The organism is Candidatus Chazhemtobacterium aquaticus, assembly GCF_009936135.1.
In the GTDB taxonomy this organism is placed as follows: domain Bacteria; phylum Patescibacteriota; class Microgenomatia; order UBA1400; family Chazhemtobacteraceae; genus Chazhemtobacterium; species Chazhemtobacterium aquaticus.
In genome coordinates this window covers 164,750-188,640 of record NZ_CP047901.1, presented here as the reverse complement: position 1 = coordinate 188,640, position 23,891 = coordinate 164,750, and the positions used below count along the sequence as shown (strand labels likewise).

Sequence of the window (23,891 nt, the reverse complement as noted above, 5' to 3'; positions counted from 1 at the left end):
GTTTCTAGTTTATTGGAACGCTAGCATCAAGACTGAAAAGAGCAGCAACTAAACGGACTATAACAAAGCTGGCAAAGACAACGATGAGGCCAATTAATCCAGTGGTGAAGCGCGAGTTGGCTTTGGAGACGTTATCGGGAGAACCTTCGGACATAATATAGGTGACGGCGGCGATGACTAGGTTTGAGAAGAAGACGAAGCCGACGAGGAAGAAGGCTAGGTTGACAAGATTAAAACTTCCAGTACCCCCAGTAAGAAGGCCAGCAATATTCCAGGTGGCGGGGTCGGTAAAGTTGGTGGCAGGGTTAGGGACATTGGTAATGTCAGCTTGAGCAAGTAGCATGGCTTTATTGTAAACCAGGGAGGTTGAGAATGTTAATACCAAGGAAGTTAAGCATAACTACTGAGAGGGTAATGAGGATGAGGCCTTGGATGACGGCGGCGATGATTTGTTGTCCCGACTGGATTTTTTGAGGATTGCCTTGAGAAAGGGTAATAAGAGCAGTGGCATAGAGAAGCAGTAAAAGAGCTATACCACCACCAATGCCTATACTGACAGTGAGGAAATCTTGAGTAAATTCGACTGGTTTGACGGCAATGCAGCCAATGGCGGTGTTGATGCCGCGCTTGCCAGTGACAGTACTACAGGTGAGATCGTAGCGATCTTGTTCGGTGGGGTCTTCGTAGAAAGGCAGAGAGGTGTCGAAGCGGGTTTCAAGGGTGTTGTCAAAGTATTCCCACCAGCTGTAGTTGCCCGGAGCGACGGTGACGCGAGGAACACTACAGACTTGTTGCCCATCGGCGTCTTTGATCTGAACTTCCATGATACCAACGTTTCGATCAATGCCTTGGAGAGTGAAACAGGTGTAGTAGCGGTTGGTGTTTGGGTCAAAAAGAGTGGGGAATTGGCCGGAGACACTTTGGGTAGTGCGAACAGCTGACGGGCAGCGACCTAGTCCGGCGACACAGCAGACCGCTCGAGCCCCCACGGCAGTGAGCGGGTTGTCGTACCAATCGTCGTCATGACAAGAGCAGTTGTTGACATACTGGCCGAGAATGCTGGTGGCGCCGCGGCGGCAGATGCCGGTGATTTGGGCGACGCGATGGAGGTCCTCAATAGTGTCGGCGGCGACACAGTAAGTGACGTCCCAGTTTTGGCCTCCCCTGCCGGCGCCGATGTGGGCGAGTGCACACTCAATAGGTCTTGGTTCTGGGCCTGGGGTGGGGGCAGCGGTTGACAGACAGGTTGAAGTAGTTGGAGAACAGGCAAAACCCTCTTCGCAGCAGGGCTTTAGTGAGTTGCAAGGTTGGCCACTGTCAAAACAGGAAGGATCGCGAGGGCATTCGGCAGAGGTGGTACAGATAAGTTCGCCTCCTTCGCAGGTGAAGGGTCCGGTGCATGTAGAACTGCTGGCGGCGCAACATTCGGCTTGAGCGGGGGAAGCGGAGAAAAGAAAGAGGTTTGTGAGGAAGATGAAAAGGAAGATTGTTGTACGCATTTTATTAATTAAGGCCGGGTAGATTAAGAATGTTGATACCGATAAAACCCATGAGGACAGTGGCCATGGTGACAAAAATAAGACCACCGATGGCGGAGGTGATGATTTCTTTAGCAGCGTTGACTTTGTCGGGCGATCCAGCTGACATGGTGAGTAGGGTAAAACCGTAAAGAAGGAGAAGGAGGGCAATACCACCACCAATGCCAACAGAGAATCTTAGGATGTCTCCGGCAAAGTCACCAGGCTCAAGTGAGACACAGCCGATAGCAGTGGCGATGCCGGAGCTATCGTTACAGAACAGATCGCCAGGGTTTTGAGCGAGAACTGATGAGGGAAAAAGAAGAGATGTAGTGATAAGGGTGAGAAGATTAAAGTAAAGTTTTTTCATGGTTGAGTGTATAGTTTGATGATAGCATTGGTAAAAGAAGGAAGAGTAGGCCTGGATGCGTTATTATAGTAGGTAATGAGATGGAGAGTAATACTAGTGTTGCTATTGGTGGGTTTGCTGGGTTGGTTGACGAAGCCGGTGGTGGCAGAAACAAATTGTGAGGGTTTGGGAGGTGAGCCGCTGTATGAATGTTTAGGCAGGCAGATTACCGACTTGTCTAAAGCCTTGGCAGATAGCAAGGCAGCGACGGCACCACTAGAGTCTGAAGTAAATAGGTTGGAGAGAGAGATTGCTTCAATTCAGAGGCAGATTGGAGCTGCGGAAGATAGGCTGGATGATTTAGCGGATGAGATAGAGGATAGGGAGAAAGATTTGGCGGTTCAGTACCTGCTGTTGGCTGAGAAAACAAAAGGATATTACAAGAGGATGAGGACTTCTTCAGGAGCAGTAGAGTGGTTGTTGGCGGTGGGGAGTGGTGAGTTGCAGCAAGAGTTGGGTTATCGGGAGGTGGCAGTGAATCAGGACAGGGTGATGATTGCATCATTAGCGGAGGAGATTGCAGGGCTCGAGTCTGATAGGGCTGATTTGGAGGCAAGTAAAACGAGGTTGTCGGGGTTGCAAGCGAGTTTGGATAAGGAGGCGGATTTCTTTAAGAAAGAGATTGCGGGGGCGAAGGAGTATCAGAAGAGTTTGGAGGGTAAGATTGCGAGTTTGTCAGCTTTACAACAATCGGTTTTGTCAGCAAAGGCAGAGACGTTTAGTACGACCGTAGGTGATGTGCCGTTGGCGGATGATTACAACGCTTCAATAGAGGGTTTTCGGAATTCAGCTCCTGGAGGAAGTTTTGCAGTATTTTCTTTTGGAGCGCCCCATTTTAAGGGAATGAGTCAGTATGGAGCCTATGGGAGGGCTAAGGCTGGACAATCAGCGGAAGAGATTTTAAAGGCTTATTACGGGAATGTAAGGATTGAGACGGTTGATACAAGTTTTTCGATCAATACCTCGGTTGGGAGCTTGCCTTTTGAGGATAATTATATGAGAGGAATTTCAGAGATGCCCTCTTCTTGGGCGGATAAAGGAGGGATGGCGGCGTTAGAGGCACAGGCGATTGCGGCAAGAAGCTATGCGTTGTCATATGTGGGGTGGCGGATGGGAAACAGATCAGCGTCTGGTTCGATTTGTACAACAGAGAGTTGTCAGGTCTATCGATCAAGCAAGGTGGGGGACGCTAAGTGGGGGGAGGCAGTGAATAATACTAAGGGCAAGATTTTGGTGAGTAACAATACGGGGGAGATTATTAGTGCATGGTATGCCAGCACGTCAGGAGGATATCAGGAGTCTTATCAGACATTGGGTCACACAACGCCGGGGTTTTGGGATGCTGAGGGAGGAAGGAGTGGTTGGACGTCAAATGCATGGGAGAGTAGGGCGGGCAGTCCGTGGTTTTACAAGGCTTGGTACAAGAGTAGAAGTGGTGATATGTGCGGAAGAGATAATCCATGGCTGTCGGGAGAGGAGATGGCTGACATTATTAATGCTTGGGTAGTGGTTTATCAGAGAGGTGAAAGTGATGACCGGGTGACTCCAATTGGATCTTGTTGGGGAGGTAATCCGTATTCAATATCTGAGCTTAAGAGTAAGGGTGGGTATGGAAGAGTGACTGGGGTGAGTGTGACTTACCGAGATGATGGGGTGACTGACTCGGTTAATTTTCAGACGGATAAGGGATCGATATCAATTAAGGGAGAGGAGTTTTACAAGGCGTTTAACTTGAGGGCGCCGGGTAGGGTAGCGGTGAAGAGCGGTTTGTTTAATATTGAGAGTAAGTGATGAGGTACAATTAAGTATATGCCTCAGGTATTTGACGCAAAGAAAAAAGGTGAAGGAAGAAGACGAGGGGGTCGGTATAGTCCGGTGTTTGAGGAGTTGTCAAAGAAGAGAGATAGTGCTGTATGGAGTGCTTTCGCTGTTACTCCTCCTAACTTGCGGTTTGAGACCCAGGAGCCAGACGAGAAAATTATTCTATTGTTGAGACAGCATCCAGTGGTTAATTTAGGTTGGATAGTGGTAGCAGTGGGAATGGCCTTGATGCCAGCGTTTTGGGAGTATTTGCCGTTTTCATGGTTGCCGGTGAGGTTTCAATTGGCAACCGCAGTGCTGTGGTATTTATTGGTGTTGGCTTACGTATTGGAGAAGTTCTTAAATTGGTACTTTAATGTGTATATAGTGACTGATGAACGAGTAGTGGATATTGATTTTCACGGGCTGATTCATAGGAACTTGGCGGTAACACAGATTGCTAATGTACAAGATGTTAACTTTGTGCAGACTGGGGGTATGGCAGCCATTTTTAATTATGGTGATGTGTTTATTCAGACGGCGGCAGAGCAGAGAGAGTTTGATTTCTTGAGAGTGCCAAATCCGGGAAGAGTGGTGGAGATTCTGTATATGCTTCAGCAGGAGGAGCAACAAGAGGAGTTAGAAGGTAGATTAAAATAGGTGGATGGAAGATGTATAAATTATTAAGTTGAGTAAAAAATGGACTTAGGAGAAATAACAGGAGAGACAGGACAGATTTGGATACTGGTAAAGTGGTTTTACTTGGCAGCCTTTGGAGTGTATTTGATTTTTTCAGTGATTGTGTGGAGACAGATAGTGTTGATGGCGAGAACCTTAAATGGAGTGTTGGAAGTGCCTTTGAAGGTGATGGGTTTAGGATTAATGGCTGGAGCAGCTGTAGGATTGATTTGGGCGATGGGAACACTTTAACCTTTTGGAGGATTGGGATTAGTTTGATTAGGGCGGGCTTGTTAATATAGAGGTATGAGAGATAAGAGACTGGGAATTGAGTGGAAGCAGGTGGTGGGTGGTGCTAGTGATGAGGTTTGGTCTCAGGTGCGTTGGGAGAGTGGTGGTGAGAAGGGTCGGGCGATGTTGGTGGTAATGAGTTTGGAGGAGGTGATGAGTGGCGAGGGGGGAGTAAAAGAGAAGGGGAGAGGATTGATGGAGGAGGTGGTGGAGAGTTTTGTGTTGGGTGAAAAAGAAGGATGGGAGTGGGTGGTTGAACAAGTGGACAGGTTAAGAAGTGAGATAGGAGATATTGGAAGCGTAGTGGTGGGTCAGGTATTGGTTGATGATGAGGGGAAGCGAGGAGTGTATATAGGAGGTTGGGGAGGTATGAAGGTGGTGTTAGTGAGAGGAGGGGAGAGAGTGGAGGTTTGGGGAGGTGGAGAAGCGGTGTCTGGCTGGTTGTTGGAAGAGGATGAAGTGGTGATAGGGAGTGAGGAATTTGTGAATGGTATTTGGAGTGAGGGGGCGAGTGAGGTTGAGATGGTGGCTAAGATGGGAGAGATGGAGGATGGAGCTAAGGTGGCAGGGTTGGTGGTAAAGGTAAAAAGAATTAAGTTAGTTGAGGAGGTTGTTGATAATGAGCAAGAGGGCATTATTGAGTTGGTTGAGCCTGAGATAAGTGGGATAGAGCCATCAAAAGCACAGGTGATGGTAGTTAATGAAGAACCTGGTTGGAAGAGAGGTTTAGCTAGATTAAAGAGAAAGTTGGGATTGGGTGGTAGAGGAATTACGCTGCGAAGTGAAGAGAGTGGAAAGAGACGGTGGGCGATGGTATTGGGGAGTGTGTTTTTGGTGATATTTTTAGTAAGTGTGGTGGTTGGAGCTGGAAGAAGATCGGTGATGAAGGAACGTGAGGAGTTTGAGGGGGTGAGCGAACCGATTGAGTATGCGCTGGAGGAAGCGGTGAGACTTAAGAGTGTGAACGCGGTGAGATCGAGGAGTTTGGTTATAGAGGCAAAAGAAGAGATAGTGAGTCAGGGAGATAGATTTGTAGAAGGTAGGTTGAGTGAAGAGTGGGCGGAGTTGGCCAAGAGAGTCGATGAGGTGTGGTGGGAGGTGAGTGGTGAGGTGAGGACAGAGGGGCAGATGTGGTTGGATGCTGGAGTGTTTAAGGAGGGACTAAGGATGGAAGGAGTGGATGTTCGGGATGAGTGGATGTATTTGTGGGGTGAGGATGAGAGAGTGGTGGTGAGAGTAAGCTTGAGTGACAAAAGTGGTGAGGTGGTGGCTGGGGGTGAGAGCTTAAGTGGGGTGGTGGATATTGCGGGGGCAGATGAAGAGATTTTGGCTCTAAACGGGAGTGACGTGGTGGTGGTGAGCGAAGAAGGAGAAGAGACAGCAAGGCTTGATATGGAAGGAGTTGTAGGTAGGTTGGTGGAGGGATATGGGATTAATGCGTATGTGGTGGCTGGGGATGACTTGTTTAGGTTTCCAGGAACGGGGGAAGGTTATGGTAAGAGAAGGCGATTTTTGTCGCCTGGTGTGGTGGTGGATATGAGTGGAGTGGTGGATATGGCCATTGATGGAGAGGTGTGGTTGTTGGCGAGTAATGGGGAGGTGGTGAGATTAAACCAAGGCTTAGTAGTTGATTATGAATTAAAGCCAGTTGAGGAGTGGCAGAAGCCTGAAAAGATAATGGTAAGCGAGGAGAGAGGCAGGGTGTGGGTTTGGGATAGAGAGATGGGGGCGGTGGTTGAGTTTGATAGAGAGAGTGGAGATTACTTACAGAAATTGGTTTGGGAGGGTTTTGGTAGGGCAGGGGGGGTAGATTTTGATGAAGAGAGAGGTAGATTGATGGTGGTAATTGAGGGTGAGGTGTGGGTGGTGGGGATATAAAGGTTGATTTTGTGAGTAAACGAGGGTTTTTGTGTGGACTTGAGTTAGAATATGGTCATGAAAGCGGTAAATAAGAAGGCCTTGAGTGATTATGAGGTGCTAGATAAGTGGCAGGCTGGAATAGTGCTGACGGGTGCTGAGGTTAAGAGTGCGAAGAAGGGGGCGTTATCGATGAGTGGTTCGCGGGTAGTGGTGTTGGATGATGGTGGAAAAGAGGAGGTTTGGGTGGTTGGAATGCAGATAAGTCCGTATGAGTATTCAGGTGATGAGGAGTATGACCCAGTGAGGCGAAGAAAGCTGCTTTTGAGGCGGGATGAGGTGCACGAGATGGCGGGTAAAATGAGGCAAAAAGGTTTGACGGTAGTGCCTCTAAAGTGCTATAATAGTCGTGGTTTAATAAAAGTGGAGCTGGCTCTAGTTCGGGGGAAGAAGAAGTACGAAAAAAGGGAGGAGTTGAGGAAAAGAAGTGAGAAGAGAGAAATAGAGCAAGCTTATAAAAAGAGGAGGCTAAATTGAGTGAGTTAAAGTTGGCTGATAAATTTTGGAGTGAGGTGGTACCTAGTTGTGTTGAGGGGTTTGAGTGGGGGTCAGCTTTGAAAAAAAACCAAAAAAAGGATGATGTGCAGAAGTCTTTGAAAGGAGTGCTTAAAAATCTGGATGAGGCTGAGTTCGATTTGTTTACAGCGCAGCTGGTGATTAAAGCATCGGGCATGGGTATTGTGGGAACTGATTTGACGGAGATAATTACGTGGTTTAAAGAGATAAGGGCTTAGTAGTTGGTATATCGGGCTATTTAGTTGATTTTTGAGGCTAAAGATGATAGAATGTTTCCTATTGGGGACGTCAGGATTTTGACGTGGATGAACTTTGACAGCGGCAAGTCGAGCTAGGCACAACTCGTAAAACGGCTTAAAAAAAACAACTGAGGATAAAATCATCTCAGCCAGCGACTCACCTTTAGGTGAGCCCGCTTCTGAAGCTGCGTTCGCTTTCGCTTACGCTGCCTAAGACACGCTTAGAGGAGATGCTTGGGGCAACTCTAGGAGTGGAAAATACTCAAGCTGCAGGAAAGAAGGTGATTGAGTCTTTCTTAAGTAAAAAATCATCTCCTGATAATGAAACCTGTTTGTCGGCTGTTGTCGGGTAGTAGTAAAGACAGACTAAACTTGTAGAAGCTGATTAAAGATTGTTTGCGGACGTGGGTTCGACTCCCACCGTCTCCACCAAGAAAAGAAAGGCGCCTTTAGGGGGCGTCTTTTTTTTGGTTTAGGATATAAGAGTGAGAGGATGGGAGTGGTTGTTTCCAGTTAAGTGCGCTGGTTGTGGTAAGGAGGGGGTGGAGTTGTGTGAGGGGTGTAGATTGAGGTTAGTTAAGGCGAGGCAGGTTTGTGTTGAGTGTAGAAAAGGTTCGATTGGTGGTCGGACTCACAAGAGGTGTTGTAAAGAGTTGGGCCTAGATGCGGTTTTTAGAGTTTTTAGATATGAAGGATTGATGCAGAGGGTAATTAAGGCAGTTAAGTACCGGTTTAGACACCAGTTGCTTAGAGAGTGCGTGGGAGAGTATGGAAGGAGACAGGTTTTTATGAGAGTGGATGGGGTGGTGCCGGTGCCACTACATAGAGTAAGAGAGAACTGGAGAGGTTTTAATCAAGCAATGATGTTGGCTGAGATTTTGGCAGAGAGTTGGGGTGTTAAGGTGTTGGAAGTGGTTAAAAGAAAAAAAGCGACCAGGCCTGTGGCAGAGATGGGAAAAAATGAGAGGGAAAGGGAGATTTTGGGAGCATTTGAGCTGGTAAATATGGAGTTGATTAAGGGGAAGAGATTGGTGGTGGTAGATGATGTAGTGACAACAGGAGGAACTATGAAGGAGGTAGCTAAGGTGCTTAAGAAGGGAGGTGCAAGATGGGTGGGTGGATGGGCCTTGGCAGGCTAGAGGCTGAAAAATGGTAAAATTATGGTGTTGGTGGGGTGCTCCGAATGGTAAGGAACCAGTCTTGAAAACTGGCGCCCGCAAGGGCTTGCAGGTTCGAGTCCTGTCCCCACCGCCAGGTAGTTGACTGCGTGTTTGGGTTTTGTTAGGGTAATAGTATGGTTGGGAGAGAGTCTAAGGTGGTTTTAGCAAGGAAACTTAGGGATGAGGGTTGGTGTTACAGGGCCATAGCGTCAAAATTGGGAGTGCACCCCTCGATGGTGAGTTGTTGGTGTAACGATTTGGGTAGGTCGGTGGTGAAAAGAAATGGTTTGGTTAGGAAAAATCATTTAAAGAGAATGAGATTTTACAGAATGGATAGAGTTAGTGTTGATAGTTTGAGGGATGACGAGGCTCGAGTTTTGGCTGCAATTTTGTATTGGTGTGAAGGAAGTAAATATCCATCAACGACACACCTCGGGTTTACAAGTAGTGATGAGCAAATGCAAAAAGTTTTTATTGGTTTGTTGAGAAGAGGGTTTGTTCTTGATGAGACTAAATTTAGGGTATGGTTGCAGATTCATGAGTCTCACGACAGGTCGGAGGTTATTGGGTTTTGGTCAGGCGTTTTGTCAATCCCTGTGTCACGGTTCTACAGACCTAAAGTGACGAGGAAGGTTGGTGGGAAGTATAGGAGCGTTTATCATGGAACGTGTAGCTTGAGATACTATGATTATTCGATGAATATCAGGTTGATGGGGATTTATTCGAGGTGGGCTTCAGGCGTTCTGAGGCTGGTGGCATGATAGAATGTATAAGCATGGAGACGTCGCCTAGAGGCCGATGGCAGCGGGTTGCTAACCCGCGTCCTTAACGGGACACGTGGGTTCGAATCCCACCGTCTCCGCAGAGTAATTATTTAAAGTATTTTAGTGTGGTTGGTGAGAAGAGGAAAAATGATACGATTAAGGTATGGAGAAAAAGAAAGGAGAGGTGGTGCAGGATTATGGTCAGGAGAGAGAGTTGTTGCGATGGGAAGCTGAGGAGAGGTTGGCTATAAAGAAGTCGAGGGATTTTTATAGCACAATGATGGTGTTGGCGATCTTAGTAGGTATTGTGTTGTTTTTCATTGAAGGAATTATGCCAGTGTTGGTGGTGGCGGCAATTTTATTTGTAGGGTATGCATTGATTAATGCAGAGCCGAGAATAGTGATGCATCAGATTACGAATAAAGGAATTGTGACTGAAGGGGCAAGATATGTTTGGGATGAGCTAGGCAATTATTGGATTGATGAGCAGGAAGGTAGAAAGGTATTGCACGTGATGACATATCGACGGTGGCCGACAAGGTTGGTAATGGTGTTACCTAAGAGCGGTGGAGTAAATGAAAACGATGTTAAGAGAGTGTTGAGTGAGTATCTGGAGTGGGAGGTGCCTACTGTGACGAGAATAGACAAGATGGTGAGTTGGTTTAATGAGAAAGTTCCGTTGGAGTAGATAGGTTATACGGGGCGGAGGAGGTGGGATTCGAACCCACGTGTGCTTGCGCACACCTGCTTTCCAAGCAGGCAGAATGGACCGCTATCTGACTCCTCCGGAGTTTGTTTATTATACCAAGGCCAAGACTTGTTTTATTGAGTAGTAGATTTAGGGAGATCTGGTGATGTTTGATTTGGTGGTGAAGTGCCCCCAGGAGGAATCGAACCTCCAGCTACGGTTCCGGAAACCGTTGTTTTATCCATTAAACTATGAGGGCTAGAGGGAATGAAATTTGGCGGTGGGGGTGGGATTCGAACCCACGGTAAGCTTGCGCCTACATCGCTTTTCGAGAGCGACCAGTTCAACCACTCCTGCACCCCACCTAATGGATATGGATGCGCACCCGGCGCGATTCGAACGCACGACCCCCAGTTCCGCAAACTGGTGCTCTATCCAGCTGAGCTACGGGTGCAGATAGGTAATTTTACCATTTATATGGCTAGATGAAGTAGAATTGGGACTGAATGGATATTGTGAAGTCAAATATTGTGAATAGATATTTGTTGAGGGGTTATACTATGTCGGAATAGAGGAGAAGATATGGATCAAATAGAAGAGATTAAGGCAAAAATCGATATCGTGGAGTTGGTGGGGTCGTATGTGAACCTAAAGCAGGCGGGGAGGAACTTTAAGGGTTTGTGTCCGTTTCATCAGGAAAAGACGCCGTCATTCATGGTTAATCCGGAGCTGCAGATATACAAGTGCTTTGGGTGTGGAAAGGGTGGCGATGCGATCTCCTTTATTCAGGAGGTGGAAGGGGTGGAGTTTAGGGAGGCACTGGAGATGTTGGCTGAGAAGGCAGGTGTGGTTTTAAAATTTGAGCGTAAGCAAGGGGGAGGGGTAAGAGATCAGTTATTGGCTGTGAATGAGGCGGCAGCTGAGTATTATCATTTTTTGTTAAGTAAACACCAAGTGGGAGGAGAAGCGAGAAAGTATTTGTCGGGAAGAGGATTAAACGAGAAGGTGATAGAGAGTTTTAGATTGGGATATGCATTGCCCACGTGGGATGGTTTAGTGAAGTATTTGGTGGGTAAGAAGGGTTACAAGATTGATTTGCTGGAACAAGCTGGTTTGGTGGTCAAGACGGGAGAGAACAAGGCATATGATCGATTTAGGGACAGGGTGGTTTTTCCATTGATTGATCACAGGGGAAGGGTGGTGGGATTGGCAGGTAGAGTAATGCCAGGGGCTGATGAGAAAGCGGGGGCTAAATATATTAACTCACCCGAGACTGAGGTGTATCACAAGTCAGAGATGTTGTATGGTTTTTATCAAGCCAAGCAAGCTATACGAGAAAAGGATCGAGTAGTGTTAGTGGAGGGTGAGATGGATATGATTAGTAGTTTTGTGGCAGGTGTGGGAGAAACAGTCGCGGTAAAGGGAACAGCATTAACAGAGGGGCAGATAAGGCTGATAAGGAGGATGACGAGGAATTTGATATTGGCGTTGGATGCAGATGGTGCTGGTCAGACGGCGACAAGAAGGTCGATTGAGTTGGCTGAGAAGGAAGGTATGTATGTGCGGGTAGTGAAGGTAAGTGGGGGTAAGGATCCTGATGACGTGGCTAGGGAAAAACCAGGAGAGTGGCGGAAGATGGTGGAACAGGCGGTGGATGTATATGACTACTATATCGAGAGTGCGGTGGAGAGATATGGTGGTGCTCAAGCACAAGATAAACGGAGGATGAGTGAGGAGGTGGTGCCGGTGCTGGCAAGAATCGAGAATGAAGTCATGAGAATGCATTATGCAAAGAAGTTGGCGAGAGTCTTGGAGGTGGAGACGGAGGTGGTTTTAAGTGAGATGTCCAGAGTAGGGAGGATGAGTGTGGTGCGAGGAGAAAATATGAGTGAGGATGTGAGCGAGGTGAAGGATAGGGGTAGTGGAATGGAGAGACAGATATTGGCTTTGTTGTTGCGGTTAGATAAAGAGAAAGGTGAGGGGGTATTAGAAGAAGTAGTGGATTTAATGGAGGATAGTTTACAAAGAGTGGTTAAGGAATGGTTTGGAAGCAAGAAAGAAGTGGTTGAGTTTATTAAATCACTGCCGGCTGAGCTACGAGGTTTGGCAGAGGAGGCGTATATTCAGGAGGTTGATGAAGAGAGGGCAGAGAGAGATTTACGTGAAGTGGTAGAACAGTGGAGAAAAAAAAGGTGGAGAGAGGTGATGGAGAGCTTAAGGAAAGAGCTGGTTGAAGCAGAGGAAAATGGAGACGATGAGAGAGTGGCTAAGCTTCGGGATAAAGTGGTGAGATTGAGCAAAAAAATAGCTAAAGTTTGAAAAAGATGAGAAGCAATGATATATTAGGCGCAGTTTGATGAACCACCCAAAGAAAGGGGTGGATTTTTTCAGTTGTATAAAGGATGGCTACTAAGAAGAATAAGATAACGATCCCAAAGCAAACCATCAGTTGGGAAGGATTGCTGGAACAGGGCCGCGAACAGGGGTTTGTGACTCAAGAGGATATTTTGCGCCTATTTCCTGAGGCTGAGGAGCATATTGATGAGGTTGACAAGCTATATGATCAGTTATTGAAGGAGGAGATTGATGTATTTGAGACGGTGGAGGAAGGTGAAGAGGTTGAGGTAAGCGAGGTAAGTGAGGAACTAGAAAAGGAACTTGAGGCATTAACGGCTTTGGATGATAAGGCGATTAAGGATCCGGTAAGAATGTATTTAAAAGAGATTGGTCGGATTCCTTTGTTGGCTCGAGAGGAGGAGATTTCTTTAGCGCAGAGAGTGGATAAGGGAGATGTAAAGGCAAAGGAGAAGTTGACCTCGAGTAACTTGAGATTGGTGGTGTCGATTGCAAAGAAGTATATCGGCAGAGGAATGAGCTTCTTGGACTTAATCCAGGAGGGAAACAAGGGACTAATTCGAGCGGTAGAGAAGTATGACTGGACCAAGGGTTTTAAGTTTTCAACCTATGCAACTTGGTGGATTAGACAGGCGATCACTAGAGCGATTGCAGATCAGGCAAGGACGATTCGAATTCCGGTTCACATGGTGGAGACAATCAACAAGCTAATGAAGACACAGAGGCAGTTGATGCAAGAACTGGGCAGAGAGCCAACTCCGGAAGAGGTAGGAAGTGTGCTGGAGATAGATCCTGATAGAGTTAGGGAGATTTTTAAGATTGCTCAGAAGACAACCTCACTAGAGACACCGATTGGAGATGAAGAGGATTCGCTATTGGGTGATTTTATTCCTGATGAGACACAGGCTTCACCTTATGACCAGACTTCTCAGAGATTACTTAAGGAAAATGTACAGGAAGTGATGGACTCGTTGTCTGATCGGGAGAAGAAGGTGTTAGAGATGCGATTTGGATTGCATGGTGAGAAGCCAATGACTTTAGAAGAGGTGGGGAGAGAGTTTGGAGTGACCAGAGAGCGGATTAGACAGATTGAAGCTAAGGCATTAAGAAAACTGCGCCATCCATCATCAAAGAAAAAACTGCAGGATTATCTTTAGGAGTTATTCTTCCAAAAAGGAAGCGAGGAGATCATGGAAGCTGGGAGCGCCTGGAACATCATGGCAGTCACGGCATCGGGCTTCGTAGTTTTCCTGGGCACCAACAACAATGAGAGGGCTGTTGTAGGGAGCGGGCTGGCCATCAATGAGGCGTTGGGTGCGATCGGCATCGAGTGAGCCACAGTGAGCACAAACGGCAGTTAACTTTTCGACTTGGCTGGCATGGGCTAGGAGTTCGGGCATGGGACCAAAACCCTCACCTTTAAAGTCAAGGCCGAGACCGGCGATGACAACTAGGCGACCTTCATGAACCAGTTGTTCGACAGTGAGAATCATGGCTTGGTGAAGTTGGTGGGCTTTATGAGGATCGTCGGGATCAGTGTAGAACTGGGCTTCGTCCCAGAGAACGACTAGAGTTTCCGGCTTAATGTGTTGGTAGACCTCAAAAGGGTGGGCATAGGCTTCGCAAGGATGGGAGAGACCAGAGTGGGAGTTTAGGGTAGTGGGGCCGTTGTAACGATTATCAATGGGGTGCTTGAAGGCTTGGGTGGGGATGCCGGAGCGTTCAAATCGTTTGGCCATGGTGATGAGGCGTTCGGTTTTGCCGGAGTACATGGAGGCGTCGATGACGCGGAGTTTGCCGTCTTTTCCGCGAAGGTTTTCTACGTGGTTTCGTTTTTCTTTTGGAACTGCCACAGGGGTGATTATATGGCCCTAAAAAAAGTTTGCAAGGGGAGAAAGAAATGATAGGATGTGGGTATGTTAGTAAACTTAGTAGTGAATGCGATTGCTTTTTATGTAGTAGCTTATCTGATTCCTGGGGTGGAGATTGCAGGATGGGAGGCTTTGTTAGTAGTGGCGGTAGTGTGGGGGATAATGGCGATGCTGGTGAGGCCATTACTGGTATTACTAACGTTGCCGGTGAATATCGCAACACTGGGATTGTTTACCTTTGTGATTAATGCGTTGCTACTTATGTTGACGGCTAGATTGGTACCAGGATTTGAGATTGTGAGTTTCTGGGTGGCGTTACTGGCAGCGGTGATGTTGTCTTTGGTTAATATGGTGCTATCAAGGATTAGATGAGAGGTAACTGGGAGATAATGGAGGCGGCAATGGGTGGGTGGTGGACGGTGTTGATGTTGATAATCGTGGCTGATGTGATTTTACGAGGCATGGGAATGTGGAGAGCGGCTAGAAAAGGACAGCAAGGCTGGTTTGTGGCAATGTTGGTGATAAATAGCGTGGGGATATTGCCGGTGGTTTATATGCTGTTTTTTGAGAAAAAGGGGAAGAAATAAAGTTTTTTTGAGGCTGGAGAGGTAGAGGTTTTATTAGTTTTACGGTAGAATGAGAGAGTTCTTTTATTCCCCGGTAGCTCAGCGGTAGAGCAGGAAGCTGTTAACTTCAAGGTCGCTGGTTCGAATCCAGCCCGGGGAGCCAGGCTTGACGATGTGCATAAAATGCGATTTTGTCGAATGGTTTTTTCCATTCATATCGCACTTTTTTGCCATCTAAGGTAAGGTTCTGAAGTGTCATGTTGATTAGGATGCGTTTTTCTTTCTGTTCGGAACGTTTTAGCAGATCTGCTGCCTTGTTGGCGAGTTTTAGGATGTATTCTGAGGCTAGATAGTAGTCCTTGTCGACTGTTTGGAGTCTTGATATTTTTGTTGATATTTCGTCTTGTTTATTGCGATACTCTTCTCGTTTTTTCTCATAGAAGTCCATAGTAATACATCTATAAGAAAGTAGTTCTTGTTACCTCCTGCATTCATGATGTCAGAGGTCTTATTGGTCAGGCTTTTGAGAGCTGTTGGAGTGTCTTCGATTTTGATTATCTTTTCGTCTTGTTCCAGTTGAAGAAGGATGTCGTGAAGTTGGCCTAAATCAATTCTTGAAAGTCCGTTACCTGTGCCAAGTCTGAGTTTGGTGAAGTATTCTTTGCTAGTGAACTGTCTAGCTTCGTTAATAGCTTCAACAGTGATGTTGAGTTTTTCTTCGTAGGTCATTAGTCGTTACATCTTTATTGTTGTTTATCTTATTTTATCAAGTTTATGTTAGAATCTGCTCATGGCAGGCAGTAAGATACCTGTAATAGGACAGGTGCTTAATGAGAGAAATCAATCTCACGATACGAGAAAGAAGGTAATAATTAAGCTTGAACGAGAGTTGGGCAGGACTGTTATTTCTCTTTTTACTAGCTTTAAATATCCAGTTATCTTGAGTGATGATGATGCTGATATGCTAGAGGCTTTATTGCAGACAATGGACTTGAGTGATGGTATTGCTTTATTGCTAAGTTCGCCAGGCGGAAGTGGTTTGGCCGCAGAACGAATAATAAATATTTGTAGACGGTACAGTGGCACAGGTGACTACTGGGTAATCATTCCAGGGAAAGCTAAATCTGCTGCGACTATGGTATGTTTCGGTGCAAGCAAAATATATATGGGACCAGCTTCGGAGTTGGGACCTATTGATCCTCAATTGTCGTTTGTGGAAGATGGTAGGTATAAGAGGTTTTCGCTATATAACATTGTGGAGAGTTATAGAGACTTGTTCGATAAGGCGACAAATGAAAAAGGGAATCTCGAACCTTATCTCCAACAACTTCTCAGATATGACTCAAGAGAAATAAAAGAATACGAAGATGCAATCTCCTTGTCAGCAGATATTGCGGTCGGAGCTTTGAAAACAGGGATGATGTCGTCATTAAGTAAAAAAGACATAAAAAAGAACATAAAGATGTTCTTAACGCCAAAAGTTACAAAGGCTCATGGCCGCCTAATTGATAGAGACAAGGCTAATTCTTGCAAGTTGGTGGTTGAGAACATGGAAAAAGATGATAAGGTTTGGTCGCCTAGTTATGAACTATTTGTGCGTCTGAATAGTTTTGTTTCTAATCAGGTAACCAAGTGCGTGGAAAGTAGAGAACAGTCATATGTCTCCAGCATTGATGCACATCAATGATATATTGAAAGTATGAAGAAGACGATAAAAAAAGCTACATCTGTTAAGAAGATTACTAAGAAAATTGAAAAGGCAAAGCAAGAGTATAAGAAAATTTATGTTGATATGGGGCCGTTTATTCCTGAGACAAAAAGAGAAGAGATTACTACAGAAGGAAAATGGCGGACAACTTCGTCTTTGAGTCTTTATTAGGTTTGTGAATGACCAAGGGTAAAAAACAAGAAGAAGTCTTGATTAGTCCCTACACCGCCGTGCGTCTTTTTGCCAAGACATATCTGAATGTTGGTGGTGTTTTACTGAGTGATAGGCGATATAAGGTTACGAGGGAGGCGTGGATCGCTTCTATGTTTCTGATCGCACTTCAAGATAAGTTTGGCATGGAATGGTGGTTTACACCTGTAAGAGATGATGGTTCACCAGACTTTAACTGTTACTCGTTTGTGGAAGGGGAGATTGGTAATTCGAAGGAACTGTTGAAACTTGAAGTTTTTGAATGGAGGAAAGAAGTTGAAGAAGAAGATATTGTAGAAGCTGTAAAGAAGATTAAATTGAATAAGATTGTAGATCCAAATATTACCTTACTTTGTTATGTTCGGAGAAATGTTGTAATTCCCCCTGCAACCATCTTGAAGGATAAATTTGCAAATTTAAATCCTAAAGTTAAGGATATTTGGTATATCGGTGATGTTACTCCTGATTCAAAGGAATGGAGAATTACGCAAGTATTTCCTAACATAGTGGCAATAGATCTTGATTATGACAAGGTGTTAGGCACAAAGGAAGAAAGGTCCTTTATAACGTCGTCTTTTGGGAAAACTGAAGGAGATAAATTCAAACCTACAGGTAAAGAAGTTTTACTTACCCCAGAGTTTGATATAGAGGTGCAATAGTTTTGGTTTCTAGCTTTATTAGTGTTTCTGATAGATCAATTTCTTGGTTGAGGAACGAGTCCAGTAGGGGGAGGAGAATGAAATTTCGGAAGCTTTGACGAGGCAGATACAGGATGAGGTTATTGCAGCAGAGCGTGTAAAACATGAGGAAGAGCTCGAATCAGTGAGGAAACAAGCAGAGCAGGATGCTGGTAAAAAACTTGAGTCTCAATATGAGCTCACAGTCAAGAATCTCACGGAAACTGCAAATGAAGAAAAAGATAGGAATAAAGCCTTGCTTAAACAATTGGAAGATTTAAATACAGAGATTAGAGGTCTGAGAAGAAAGGATGAGGAGAGAGATCTTCAGATGAAAAAAACTATAGCTGAGGAAGAAGAAAAGATTAGACTTGACGCTAGAAGGCAAGCAGAATCGGAGCATCAATTGAAGGATAGGGAAAAAGACAAGAAGTTGAGTGATCTCGAGCAGCAACTTAAAGATGCTCAGATCAAGTTGCAACAAGGATCTCAGCAAACACAAGGCGAGATCCTAGAGCTGGAAATAGAATCTCTATTAAGAGATACCTTTGCCTTTGATTTGGTAGATGAGATTAAAAAGGGACAAAACGGGGCAGACATTAGACAGACGGTTTGTTCTCGAAATGGGACGAAATGTGGGGTGATTCTTTGGGAATTTAAAAACTACCAGAAGAACTGGTCAGATAGTTGGTTGTCTAAACTTAAACAAGATCAACGGAATGAAAGTGCTGATGTAGCGATTTTGGTTTCGAGCACGATTCCAAATAACATGCAGTCTGATATGGAATTTAGGGATGGCGTTTGGGTTTGTAAGCCAAGCTTGGTCGTCCCTCTTGCTACAGCACTTCGTGATCGTTTACATGATGTCGCACGTCAAAAAGCAATAGGAGAACACAGAGGTAAAAAGGCTGATTTGATGTTTGACTACATTACTGGGACGGAATTTCGCCAACAAGTAGAGGCAATGGTAGAGGTTCACCAGGAAATGAAAGATCAAATTGATAGAGAAAGGAAAGCTTATGAATCTTCATGGAAAAAGCGAGAACAACAATTAAATAGATATTTATTAGGCTTGGCGGGGGTTTGTGGGAATGTTCAAGGAATAGCTGGACAATCTTCTATACCGACATTTAAAGGTTTGGATGTTTTGGAGTTAGAAAGTGGTCTTTAATTATGAAATTTGGACTAAGAACACCCTCTCTTAAAAAAAGAATTGCTGCCAGAACCTCCTGGAAGCGAGTTGTGCGTCATAGTTTGGGTCTTAAGGCTCCAAGAGGTATGGGGTTGCTTACAAATCCCAAAAAAGCACTTTACAACCGTGTCTATAGTAGGACCACTGTGGGTGTTGACAGGCTCCTTAAAGTCCCGAAAACGCGAAAGAACTCATCCTCGCGTAATGCTAATGACGATCTTCGTCCAGGCATCGAAATATCAAATACGGGGAACATAATCAGGAGCTCTAGTAAGGCCTTAACTGTGACGAGTAAGAATTTTGTGGAGCTGCGAAATCAGGTGACTGACATCTATAACAAGCGAATGGAGCTTAACAAAGAACTTCGGTCAGCTAAGATCAAGTTTTACGCCTTAACAGCTGCTCATTTACTCAGTTTTCCTTTGATTGTTGGATTCTTCAACAAGAAAATCGCTGTTATGCGTACCGATCAGCAAAAGCTCGTCAAAAAAATTGAGGAATTAGTCTTGGAAACTTACGTCAAGCTTACCTTTGCAGATAAGTCACAGTTGGAGAAGAGCTGGCTAAACTGCATTGACGCATTCGACGAGCTGATGAAGAGTAAGAAGATTTGGGATTTAACCTACGCTGAGTCGGTTGATAAAGCCAAAGCTCGTACTATTGCCCAAACCGCCACTAAGCGCACTCTCATTAACGGAGATGATAAAAAAGTGGTCGATTTCATCAAAAGTGATCTGCCCTCTTTGTACCTAGCAAATAGTAACGGTCCAGATTTGTTTTTCTTTCCCACTTTTTTACTTTTGTATAAGGGCAATCAAGAGTTTGGTATTTTTGATTTGAAAGAAATAAAGGCAGTAATGAAGCTTACTGGATATGTCGAAGAAGAAAAAGTTCCTGGTGACACCGAGGTAATCCAGCATACATGGAAGAAAACAAACAAAGATGGTTCTCGCGATCGACGATTTAAGGGTAACTACCAAATTCCGATTGTGAAGTACGGTGACTTAACACTCACTTCAGAGGCGGGACTAGAGGAGTCTTTTATGTTTAGTAACTTTGACGCCTTTACTGAGTTTGCTAAAACATTTGAGCATCACATCGCATTATTAGTGAGGATTAAATAATGCTGGGACTTTTTAACAAACCAAAGAAAATCGAAGGTGATATTGGTTACTATGGTTTGGAGGATTGGTGGTTGTCCATGTTTACCAAGGATGAAAGAAACCGGATTGAAGAGGTGTATCATCCCATGGGTGGTGATTCTGAAACAAAGCCGCTAACAGAGGGAAAGCTTACCTACTCATCACAAACCGCGGCGGGTTTGTTGCATTGCCTTGCTGGTTGGTTTAACAAGCCAGGAGACAGAGAGATAGCGAAGAAAATCATCGAAAAAGCAAACGAGTTGGCTGATGAAGGTGATGATATTCTTGATCAGCATTTTGCACTACAACAACGGATGGAGATTTACTATCGAGAACGGGATGCTAACCCCGATGCACTAGATGAAGCAATTAAGGCTTGTGAGAACCAAATAAAGATTGCTCCGGCAGCAGCTAAACAATTCCTGAAGGAATATCCCAAACAGCCATTACCTGGTCACGCTGGGTACACGCAATTGGCTATCATCCTAAAGAAGCAAGGTAAGTACAAAGAACTTATTGAACTTTGTCAGCAAGCCAAAATTCAGGGGTGGGATGGAGATTGGGATAAACGGATGGTGGACGCTGAGAAGAAGTCGGTCTAAAAGGGGTTGGGAGAAGGATCGGAGAGGAAAGTTAGTATCTGATTCCGCAAAAAATTTGAACTACATTTGAGGAGTTTTTTATCGACAGATAGGGAAATACCTTATATAATGCACACATAATGTTAGAAATGGTTGAGCGGCAAGTCAGCCGTATCGTCAACCTGCCCAAACTTAAAGAAGCTAATTTTTCCAGCGAGATAGAAGTTCGTCCGGGTTCCCCTTTTTATGTTTGTGTCCTTGAGAAGGAGGATGGGGAGAAGATTATTTTGAAGATGGGGACGCCGGGAAGAGTGAAGAAAGAGGTTGAAGGGTATGGTTTGGTGCCAGAGATATTTCCTAAGCCTAAAATATTGTCCGTTTCTAATTGGGGGATCGAGTATGAGTTTTTTGAGGGAGAAGAGTTGTTTGACTTGGTTCGAGGAGACAGGCAAGAAGCGTTTCAAACATATCAGGACTATGTAGACAGGACTATGGCATTATGGACGGGAAATATGCGGAAGGCGGGTGAGGAAAAGACTGTATATGACCACCGCCGTTTGACAGAAAAAACCTTGAAGAAAATAGGTAAGAGTTTGGAAAGTGGAAAAGTTGGTTTTGCCGGGGATCAACCAATGGTAATTAATGGTAGAGAGTACCCTTCTTTGAAGGATACTTTTGGTTTGGCTGTTTCTTTGGTGGGAGAGCCAGAAGAGATAGTGCTGGATACTGGTGATGCCAATGGATCAAATATTTTGATAGCTCAAGATGGAAGATGGGTATTAATTGACTTTGAAAAGGCTGGTTGGTATGACCCGGCCTACATCATTGCTAGACAGATCGGACAGTGGGCATTGACCGTTAATGATCCCAATGATGTCAGTTGCTCTTACTCTCTCCGGGGAAATAAAAATGTAATTGAGTACTCGGCTGATGTTCCCAATTTGGTTTCACTAATGGAAACAGAGGCAATGGTGCTGGGGAGTTATCTTACAAGTGTCGGGGATAACTCGTGGAAGCAGCGGGCGGCGTGTTATCAACTGGTTTTTTTGTCGAGGATGGCTGTTCTAAGCTCATCAAGGTTTTATAGCTTGCTGCGGCAAAAAGACTTGTCGAAAGTTGTCATGGCTAAAGCAGTAGAGGGTTTTTATCAATTAATTGATTAATAATGGAAAGACTAAGAGGTTTTTACACTCAAACAGTTCCCTTTGAAGCTAAGCATAGCGAAAGCACTTTAAGGTTATACCAGGATGTTTTTGGTTATAAGGACTACAGTCCGTATATCCAACAATTAATGGCAGGTGACATGAGCGGTTGGGACTGGAGATATAGGGATGGGTCTTCTGTACGGTTGGTTGCGCTTCAGGAGGATGGAGAAGTAGCCGGCCATTTGGGAGCGACAATTAAGGATGTTCAGGTAGGTGATCATACAATAAGAGGGGCAGAGATTATTGAGGGTGTAGTCAAACCATCACTAAGGGGCGGCATCACTCTTTATAAATTGATACAGGAGGTGCGTCACCAGCTAATTGATGTTAATGGTATTGACTTCGCAATTTTATTTCCAAATAGTTTTTCGGCAGGGACGGTGCTTAAGAGGGCGACGGCACAAAGGGAAGCATTTTTATGGGAGAGGCCATTAGTTTCTGTTAAGGGAACTTTTGTAGAGCTAAGTGGTGAGGAATTTTTGAGTTTAGCGCCAGCTTTGTATTACCGGAGACTATTTGCCAACCCGGGAACAGTAAGAAGCGTGGACTATCTAAGATGGAGATATTTAGAAAACCCGTCTGGTAACTACCGCTTTATTGGTTCCTCGTCAGGCGAGGCAGTAGCGGTTATTAAGAGTTATGGAGAGACCAAGGGGCACATTGTTGATGTTGTAGCGATGGGCAAGGAGAGTTTCTTAGAAGTTGTTGATGGCAGCCAACAGGCATTAGCACAAATGGGGATGAAACTTGTTTCTTCTTATCCCTTGGTGGCTCCAGAGAGCCAGTGGTTACAGGAGTTGGGTTTTAGAAAAAACAGTTGGGGAAGACGGTTGGCGATGTTTACTGCAGGTGGCTTTTTTCCGGCCCAGGAGTTAGTAGATAATTGGTATTTAACAATGGGTGAACATAGTATCTTTTAATATGGCTGAAAGAGAAAATAGACCAGAGCTTTCGGTAATTATAGTCAACTACAATAGTGCCGACTATCTTGATGCTTGTTTGGAGTCTTTACGTCAGGATCAAGGGGTAATCTTTGAAACCGTAGTGGTTGACAATGCTTCGCCAGAGCCGTTTAGGCAAGTAACTGATAAATTTCCTGAAGTGAGGGTAATAGAGAGCGAGAAAAATGTCGGTTTTGCTGGGGCAAATAACAAGGTAATTGAAGAGACAGATACTCCTTTCGTATTGCTTCTAAACCCCGATACAGAGGTAACTGAGGAAGCATTAGGTAGTTTGGTTAACTTCTTAAAGGAGAACCAAAATGTGGGAGTGGTTGGCCCCAAGTTAGTCCACAATGATGGTTCGGTTGATTGGCGTTGCCGCAGGGGTTTACCAACGCCCCAAAATATGTTGGCCAAGGCCTTGGGCTTGAAGAAGTTGTTTCCTGATGATCCGCGATTTAGCCAATATAGTCTTAGTCACCTCGATCCTAATGAAACCGCAGAGGTTGGGGCAGTATCAGGGGCTTGTATGATGGTACGAAGGGAAGCAATTGAGCAGGCAGGTTTGTTGGATGAAGGATATTTCATGATGATAGAAGACGTTGATTGGATGTATCGTATAGGTCAAACAGTCAACCCGGAAACTGGTGAAACTTGGGACATTTTTTATTTTCCAGAGGTTGAGGTTGTACATCATGGAGGAAAGAGTAGGGCAAAGGCTCCATTTAAGTCCAGTCTTGATCTTTACCGCTCAATGAGAAGGTTTAACAACAAACACTTTCTTCCAGAGCATAATTTACTGATGAGAATTATGCTTGAAGCGGGACTGTTGGTATATTGGGGCATTTCCGCGAGTAAAGTTATCAAATATCACTTAAAAAACAAATGACAAATGGAGCGGCAGGTATTGTGTTTAACAAAACTAGAAAAGGAGTGTTGCTGGTAAAGAGGCGGGATCTGCCTGTATGGGTAGTACCTGGAGGAGGCATTGGCCCAAATGAAGAGCCCAAGTATGCTTCTAAGAGGGAAACCGAAGAGGAGACGGGCTTTAAGGTTAGGGTGGTAAGACAAACTGGTGTTTATCAAAAACAGACTAACAAGCCAACTGGCAAGACCTATGTCTTTGAGTGTCGGGTGGTGTCGGGAAAGCCCCGTTTGGGAAAAGAAACGGCGGCGGTTAGGTATTGGCCATTAAAACGCCTACCTTCTCAGCTACCTTTTTATCAAAAGGTTTGGGTTGAGGATGCTGCGAAGAATTTGGAAAGTGTTATTGAAAGAAAACAGGACATAAATACCAAGAAGCTCTTTTTATATTATTTGCGGTCGCCGGAAATAATTTTGACTTATTTGTATAGGCAGCTTACTAGGTTATTAAAATGAGTCGCCTGGAGAGGGAAGTTTCCAAGGAAAGGTTGGCGGGATCGAATTTGGTTGTAGTTTCAGACCATGGTATGGACGGGGTAG

General features: G+C 45.0%; 27 protein-coding genes, 7 tRNA genes, 1 other RNA gene and 1 pseudogene. 27 read left to right on the top strand and 9 right to left on the bottom strand.

The features are described from left to right. Positions 1 to 4: 4 nt before the first annotated feature. From MICH65_RS01045 to MICH65_RS01035, 3 genes are read right to left on the bottom strand one after another with little or no spacing between them, the layout of a single operon-like run. Positions 5 to 343 carry a hypothetical protein gene (locus MICH65_RS01045; RefSeq protein WP_161931576.1) on the bottom strand — a complete coding sequence of 113 codons (339 nt, stop codon included), beginning with the start codon at positions 341 to 343 and terminating at the stop codon, positions 5 to 7. Between the two features lie 4 nt (positions 344 to 347). Further along, positions 348 to 1,499: a hypothetical protein gene (locus MICH65_RS01040; protein WP_161931575.1), complete on the bottom strand. Its 1,152-nt coding sequence runs from the start codon at positions 1,497 to 1,499 to the stop codon at positions 348 to 350. A gap of 4 nt (positions 1,500 to 1,503) precedes the next feature. Beyond that, positions 1,504 to 1,887, bottom strand: coding sequence for a hypothetical protein (locus MICH65_RS01035; protein ID WP_161931574.1), 384 nt, complete (start codon positions 1,885 to 1,887; stop codon positions 1,504 to 1,506). A gap of 75 nt (positions 1,888 to 1,962) precedes the next feature. Here MICH65_RS01035 and MICH65_RS01030 point away from each other — a divergent pair, with 75 nt between their 5' ends. From MICH65_RS01030 to MICH65_RS00975, 12 genes are all read left to right on the top strand, one after another. Next, positions 1,963 to 3,717, top strand: coding sequence for a SpoIID/LytB domain-containing protein (locus tag MICH65_RS01030; protein WP_161931573.1), 1,755 nt, complete (start codon positions 1,963 to 1,965; stop codon positions 3,715 to 3,717). A gap of 18 nt (positions 3,718 to 3,735) precedes the next feature. Then, positions 3,736 to 4,386, top strand: coding sequence for a PH domain-containing protein (locus MICH65_RS01025; RefSeq protein WP_161931572.1), 651 nt, complete (start codon positions 3,736 to 3,738; stop codon positions 4,384 to 4,386). 39 nt (positions 4,387 to 4,425) lie between these two features. Then, positions 4,426 to 4,656 carry a DUF5657 family protein gene (locus tag MICH65_RS01020; RefSeq protein ID WP_161931571.1) on the top strand — a complete coding sequence of 77 codons (231 nt, stop codon included), beginning with the start codon at positions 4,426 to 4,428 and terminating at the stop codon, positions 4,654 to 4,656. A 54-nt stretch (positions 4,657 to 4,710) separates the two neighbouring features. Further along, positions 4,711 to 6,573: a hypothetical protein gene (locus tag MICH65_RS01015; protein WP_161931570.1), complete on the top strand. Its 1,863-nt coding sequence runs from the start codon at positions 4,711 to 4,713 to the stop codon at positions 6,571 to 6,573. A gap of 57 nt (positions 6,574 to 6,630) precedes the next feature. After that, positions 6,631 to 7,089 carry an SsrA-binding protein SmpB gene (smpB, locus tag MICH65_RS01010; RefSeq protein WP_161931569.1) on the top strand — a complete coding sequence of 153 codons (459 nt, stop codon included), beginning with the start codon at positions 6,631 to 6,633 and terminating at the stop codon, positions 7,087 to 7,089. After that, positions 7,086 to 7,346, top strand: coding sequence for a hypothetical protein (locus MICH65_RS01005; protein WP_161931568.1), 261 nt, complete (start codon positions 7,086 to 7,088; stop codon positions 7,344 to 7,346). The genes smpB and MICH65_RS01005 overlap by 4 nt, the downstream gene beginning before the upstream one ends. Before the next feature lie 63 nt (positions 7,347 to 7,409). Beyond that, positions 7,410 to 7,799: a transfer-messenger RNA gene (gene ssrA / locus MICH65_RS01000) on the top strand. A gap of 53 nt (positions 7,800 to 7,852) precedes the next feature. Next, positions 7,853 to 8,506 carry a ComF family protein gene (locus MICH65_RS00995; RefSeq protein ID WP_161931567.1) on the top strand — a complete coding sequence of 218 codons (654 nt, stop codon included), beginning with the start codon at positions 7,853 to 7,855 and terminating at the stop codon, positions 8,504 to 8,506. Between the two features lie 29 nt (positions 8,507 to 8,535). After that, positions 8,536 to 8,621, top strand: a tRNA-Ser gene (locus tag MICH65_RS00990). Positions 8,622 to 8,661: 40 nt separating this feature from the next. Beyond that, positions 8,662 to 9,288 (top strand): hypothetical protein, encoded by a 627-nt coding sequence (locus MICH65_RS00985; RefSeq protein ID WP_161931566.1) that lies wholly within the window; start codon positions 8,662 to 8,664, stop codon positions 9,286 to 9,288. 16 nt (positions 9,289 to 9,304) lie between these two features. Next, positions 9,305 to 9,389, top strand: a tRNA-Ser gene (locus MICH65_RS00980). 65 nt (positions 9,390 to 9,454) lie between these two features. Then, positions 9,455 to 9,979, top strand: a complete 525-nt coding sequence (locus MICH65_RS00975) for a hypothetical protein (RefSeq protein ID WP_161931565.1) — start codon at positions 9,455 to 9,457, stop codon at positions 9,977 to 9,979. A 15-nt stretch (positions 9,980 to 9,994) separates the two neighbouring features. Here MICH65_RS00975 and MICH65_RS00970 read toward each other — a convergent pair. From MICH65_RS00970 to MICH65_RS00955, 4 genes are all read right to left on the bottom strand, one after another. Beyond that, positions 9,995 to 10,078, bottom strand: a tRNA-Ser gene (locus MICH65_RS00970). A gap of 88 nt (positions 10,079 to 10,166) precedes the next feature. Then, positions 10,167 to 10,238 (bottom strand) — tRNA-Arg (locus MICH65_RS00965). Positions 10,239 to 10,254: 16 nt separating this feature from the next. Then, a tRNA-Ser gene (locus tag MICH65_RS00960) sits at positions 10,255 to 10,344 on the bottom strand. A 15-nt stretch (positions 10,345 to 10,359) separates the two neighbouring features. After that, positions 10,360 to 10,433 (bottom strand) — tRNA-Arg (locus tag MICH65_RS00955). 128 nt (positions 10,434 to 10,561) lie between these two features. Between MICH65_RS00955 and dnaG the strand changes: the two genes are divergently transcribed. Both dnaG and rpoD read left to right on the top strand, forming a co-directional pair. After that, the gene (dnaG, locus tag MICH65_RS00950; protein WP_161931564.1) at positions 10,562 to 12,298 is read left to right on the top strand and encodes a DNA primase; all 1,737 of its coding nucleotides are present in this window, start codon (positions 10,562 to 10,564) and stop codon (positions 12,296 to 12,298) included. A gap of 83 nt (positions 12,299 to 12,381) precedes the next feature. Then, on the top strand, positions 12,382 to 13,491 hold the full coding sequence (gene rpoD / locus MICH65_RS00945; protein ID WP_161931563.1) for an RNA polymerase sigma factor RpoD: 1,110 nt from the start codon (positions 12,382 to 12,384) through the stop codon (positions 13,489 to 13,491). Positions 13,492 to 13,494: 3 nt separating this feature from the next. On the opposite strand, the gene MICH65_RS00940 is transcribed toward rpoD, so the two are convergent. Further along, on the bottom strand, positions 13,495 to 14,187 hold the full coding sequence (locus tag MICH65_RS00940; protein WP_161931562.1) for a thymidine kinase: 693 nt from the start codon (positions 14,185 to 14,187) through the stop codon (positions 13,495 to 13,497). A 63-nt stretch (positions 14,188 to 14,250) separates the two neighbouring features. Here MICH65_RS00940 and MICH65_RS00935 point away from each other — a divergent pair, with 63 nt between their 5' ends. The 3 genes from MICH65_RS00935 to MICH65_RS00925 all read left to right on the top strand — a co-directional run bounded on the left by MICH65_RS00935 (position 14,251) and on the right by MICH65_RS00925 (position 14,934). Beyond that, positions 14,251 to 14,577, top strand: a complete 327-nt coding sequence (locus MICH65_RS00935; protein WP_236870865.1) for a phage holin family protein — start codon at positions 14,251 to 14,253, stop codon at positions 14,575 to 14,577. Further along, complete coding sequence (locus MICH65_RS00930; protein WP_161931560.1) at positions 14,574 to 14,792, top strand: DUF5652 family protein; 219 nt, start codon at positions 14,574 to 14,576, stop codon at positions 14,790 to 14,792. Before MICH65_RS00935 ends, MICH65_RS00930 begins: the two co-directional genes overlap by 4 nt. A 67-nt stretch (positions 14,793 to 14,859) precedes the next feature. Further along, a tRNA-Asn gene (locus MICH65_RS00925) sits at positions 14,860 to 14,934 on the top strand. A gap of 182 nt (positions 14,935 to 15,116) precedes the next feature. Here the strand turns inward: MICH65_RS00925 and MICH65_RS00920 are convergent. Beyond that, positions 15,117 to 15,500: a hypothetical protein gene (locus MICH65_RS00920; protein WP_161931559.1), complete on the bottom strand. Its 384-nt coding sequence runs from the start codon at positions 15,498 to 15,500 to the stop codon at positions 15,117 to 15,119. Between the two features lie 61 nt (positions 15,501 to 15,561). On the opposite strand from MICH65_RS00920, the gene MICH65_RS00915 reads away from it, so the two are divergent. The 10 genes and pseudogenes from MICH65_RS00915 to MICH65_RS00870 all read left to right on the top strand — a co-directional run bounded on the left by MICH65_RS00915 (position 15,562) and on the right by MICH65_RS00870 (position 23,807). Further along, positions 15,562 to 16,458, top strand: a complete 897-nt coding sequence (locus tag MICH65_RS00915; protein WP_161931558.1) for an SDH family Clp fold serine proteinase — start codon at positions 15,562 to 15,564, stop codon at positions 16,456 to 16,458. Between the two features lie 12 nt (positions 16,459 to 16,470). Beyond that, on the top strand, positions 16,471 to 16,650 hold the full coding sequence (locus tag MICH65_RS00910) for a hypothetical protein (RefSeq protein ID WP_161931557.1): 180 nt from the start codon (positions 16,471 to 16,473) through the stop codon (positions 16,648 to 16,650). A gap of 8 nt (positions 16,651 to 16,658) precedes the next feature. Then, entirely contained in the window at positions 16,659 to 17,348 is a 690-nt protein-coding gene (locus tag MICH65_RS00905) for a hypothetical protein (RefSeq protein WP_161931556.1), read from the top strand. Positions 17,349 to 17,442: 94 nt separating this feature from the next. After that, positions 17,443 to 18,537 (top strand): DUF2130 domain-containing protein, encoded by a 1,095-nt coding sequence (locus MICH65_RS00900; RefSeq protein WP_161931555.1) that lies wholly within the window; start codon positions 17,443 to 17,445, stop codon positions 18,535 to 18,537. A 2-nt stretch (positions 18,538 to 18,539) separates the two neighbouring features. After that, positions 18,540 to 18,728, top strand: a pseudogene (locus MICH65_RS00895) (hypothetical protein); the annotation flags it as partial. Between the two features lie 953 nt (positions 18,729 to 19,681). Continuing rightward, a complete protein-coding gene (locus MICH65_RS00890) occupies positions 19,682 to 20,302 on the top strand; it encodes a hypothetical protein (RefSeq protein ID WP_161931554.1) in 621 nt (206 codons plus the stop codon). A 119-nt stretch (positions 20,303 to 20,421) separates the two neighbouring features. Continuing rightward, complete coding sequence (locus MICH65_RS00885) at positions 20,422 to 21,444, top strand: phosphotransferase family protein (RefSeq protein WP_161931553.1); 1,023 nt, start codon at positions 20,422 to 20,424, stop codon at positions 21,442 to 21,444. A 2-nt stretch (positions 21,445 to 21,446) separates the two neighbouring features. Further along, positions 21,447 to 22,406 (top strand): hypothetical protein, encoded by a 960-nt coding sequence (locus tag MICH65_RS00880; protein WP_161931552.1) that lies wholly within the window; start codon positions 21,447 to 21,449, stop codon positions 22,404 to 22,406. A 1-nt stretch (position 22,407) separates the two neighbouring features. Further along, complete coding sequence (locus tag MICH65_RS00875; RefSeq protein WP_161931551.1) at positions 22,408 to 23,316, top strand: glycosyltransferase family 2 protein; 909 nt, start codon at positions 22,408 to 22,410, stop codon at positions 23,314 to 23,316. After that, positions 23,313 to 23,807, top strand: coding sequence for an NUDIX hydrolase (locus MICH65_RS00870; RefSeq protein WP_161931550.1), 495 nt, complete (start codon positions 23,313 to 23,315; stop codon positions 23,805 to 23,807). The genes MICH65_RS00875 and MICH65_RS00870 overlap by 4 nt, the downstream gene beginning before the upstream one ends. Positions 23,808 to 23,891: the final 84 nt, after the last annotated feature.

Bases quoted from the DNA above. Each gene is read 5' to 3' on its own strand.
- MICH65_RS01045 (WP_161931576.1), bottom strand. From the start codon at position 343: ATGCTACTTGCTCAAGCTGACATTACCAATGTCCCTAACCCTGCCACC.
- MICH65_RS01040 (WP_161931575.1), bottom strand. From the start codon at position 1,499: ATGCGTACAACAATCTTCCTTTTCATCTTCCTCACAAACCTCTTTCTT.
- MICH65_RS01035 (WP_161931574.1), bottom strand. From the start codon at position 1,887: ATGAAAAAACTTTACTTTAATCTTCTCACCCTTATCACTACATCTCTT.
- MICH65_RS01030 (WP_161931573.1), top strand. From the start codon at position 1,963: ATGAGATGGAGAGTAATACTAGTGTTGCTATTGGTGGGTTTGCTGGGT.
- MICH65_RS01025 (WP_161931572.1), top strand. From the start codon at position 3,736: ATGCCTCAGGTATTTGACGCAAAGAAAAAAGGTGAAGGAAGAAGACGA.
- MICH65_RS01020 (WP_161931571.1), top strand. From the start codon at position 4,426: ATGGACTTAGGAGAAATAACAGGAGAGACAGGACAGATTTGGATACTG.
- MICH65_RS01015 (WP_161931570.1), top strand. From the start codon at position 4,711: ATGAGAGATAAGAGACTGGGAATTGAGTGGAAGCAGGTGGTGGGTGGT.
- smpB (WP_161931569.1), top strand. From the start codon at position 6,631: ATGAAAGCGGTAAATAAGAAGGCCTTGAGTGATTATGAGGTGCTAGAT.
- MICH65_RS00985 (WP_161931566.1), top strand. From the start codon at position 8,662: ATGGTTGGGAGAGAGTCTAAGGTGGTTTTAGCAAGGAAACTTAGGGAT.
- MICH65_RS00975 (WP_161931565.1), top strand. From the start codon at position 9,455: ATGGAGAAAAAGAAAGGAGAGGTGGTGCAGGATTATGGTCAGGAGAGA.
- dnaG (WP_161931564.1), top strand. From the start codon at position 10,562: ATGGATCAAATAGAAGAGATTAAGGCAAAAATCGATATCGTGGAGTTG.
- rpoD (WP_161931563.1), top strand. From the start codon at position 12,382: ATGGCTACTAAGAAGAATAAGATAACGATCCCAAAGCAAACCATCAGT.
- MICH65_RS00935 (WP_236870865.1), top strand. From the start codon at position 14,251: ATGTTAGTAAACTTAGTAGTGAATGCGATTGCTTTTTATGTAGTAGCT.
- MICH65_RS00930 (WP_161931560.1), top strand. From the start codon at position 14,574: ATGAGAGGTAACTGGGAGATAATGGAGGCGGCAATGGGTGGGTGGTGG.
- MICH65_RS00920 (WP_161931559.1), bottom strand. From the start codon at position 15,500: ATGACCTACGAAGAAAAACTCAACATCACTGTTGAAGCTATTAACGAA.
- MICH65_RS00915 (WP_161931558.1), top strand. From the start codon at position 15,562: ATGGCAGGCAGTAAGATACCTGTAATAGGACAGGTGCTTAATGAGAGA.
- MICH65_RS00910 (WP_161931557.1), top strand. From the start codon at position 16,471: ATGAAGAAGACGATAAAAAAAGCTACATCTGTTAAGAAGATTACTAAG.
- MICH65_RS00905 (WP_161931556.1), top strand. From the start codon at position 16,659: ATGACCAAGGGTAAAAAACAAGAAGAAGTCTTGATTAGTCCCTACACC.
- MICH65_RS00890 (WP_161931554.1), top strand. From the start codon at position 19,682: ATGCTGGGACTTTTTAACAAACCAAAGAAAATCGAAGGTGATATTGGT.
- MICH65_RS00885 (WP_161931553.1), top strand. From the start codon at position 20,422: ATGTTAGAAATGGTTGAGCGGCAAGTCAGCCGTATCGTCAACCTGCCC.
- MICH65_RS00880 (WP_161931552.1), top strand. From the start codon at position 21,447: ATGGAAAGACTAAGAGGTTTTTACACTCAAACAGTTCCCTTTGAAGCT.
- MICH65_RS00875 (WP_161931551.1), top strand. From the start codon at position 22,408: ATGGCTGAAAGAGAAAATAGACCAGAGCTTTCGGTAATTATAGTCAAC.
- MICH65_RS00870 (WP_161931550.1), top strand. From the start codon at position 23,313: ATGACAAATGGAGCGGCAGGTATTGTGTTTAACAAAACTAGAAAAGGA.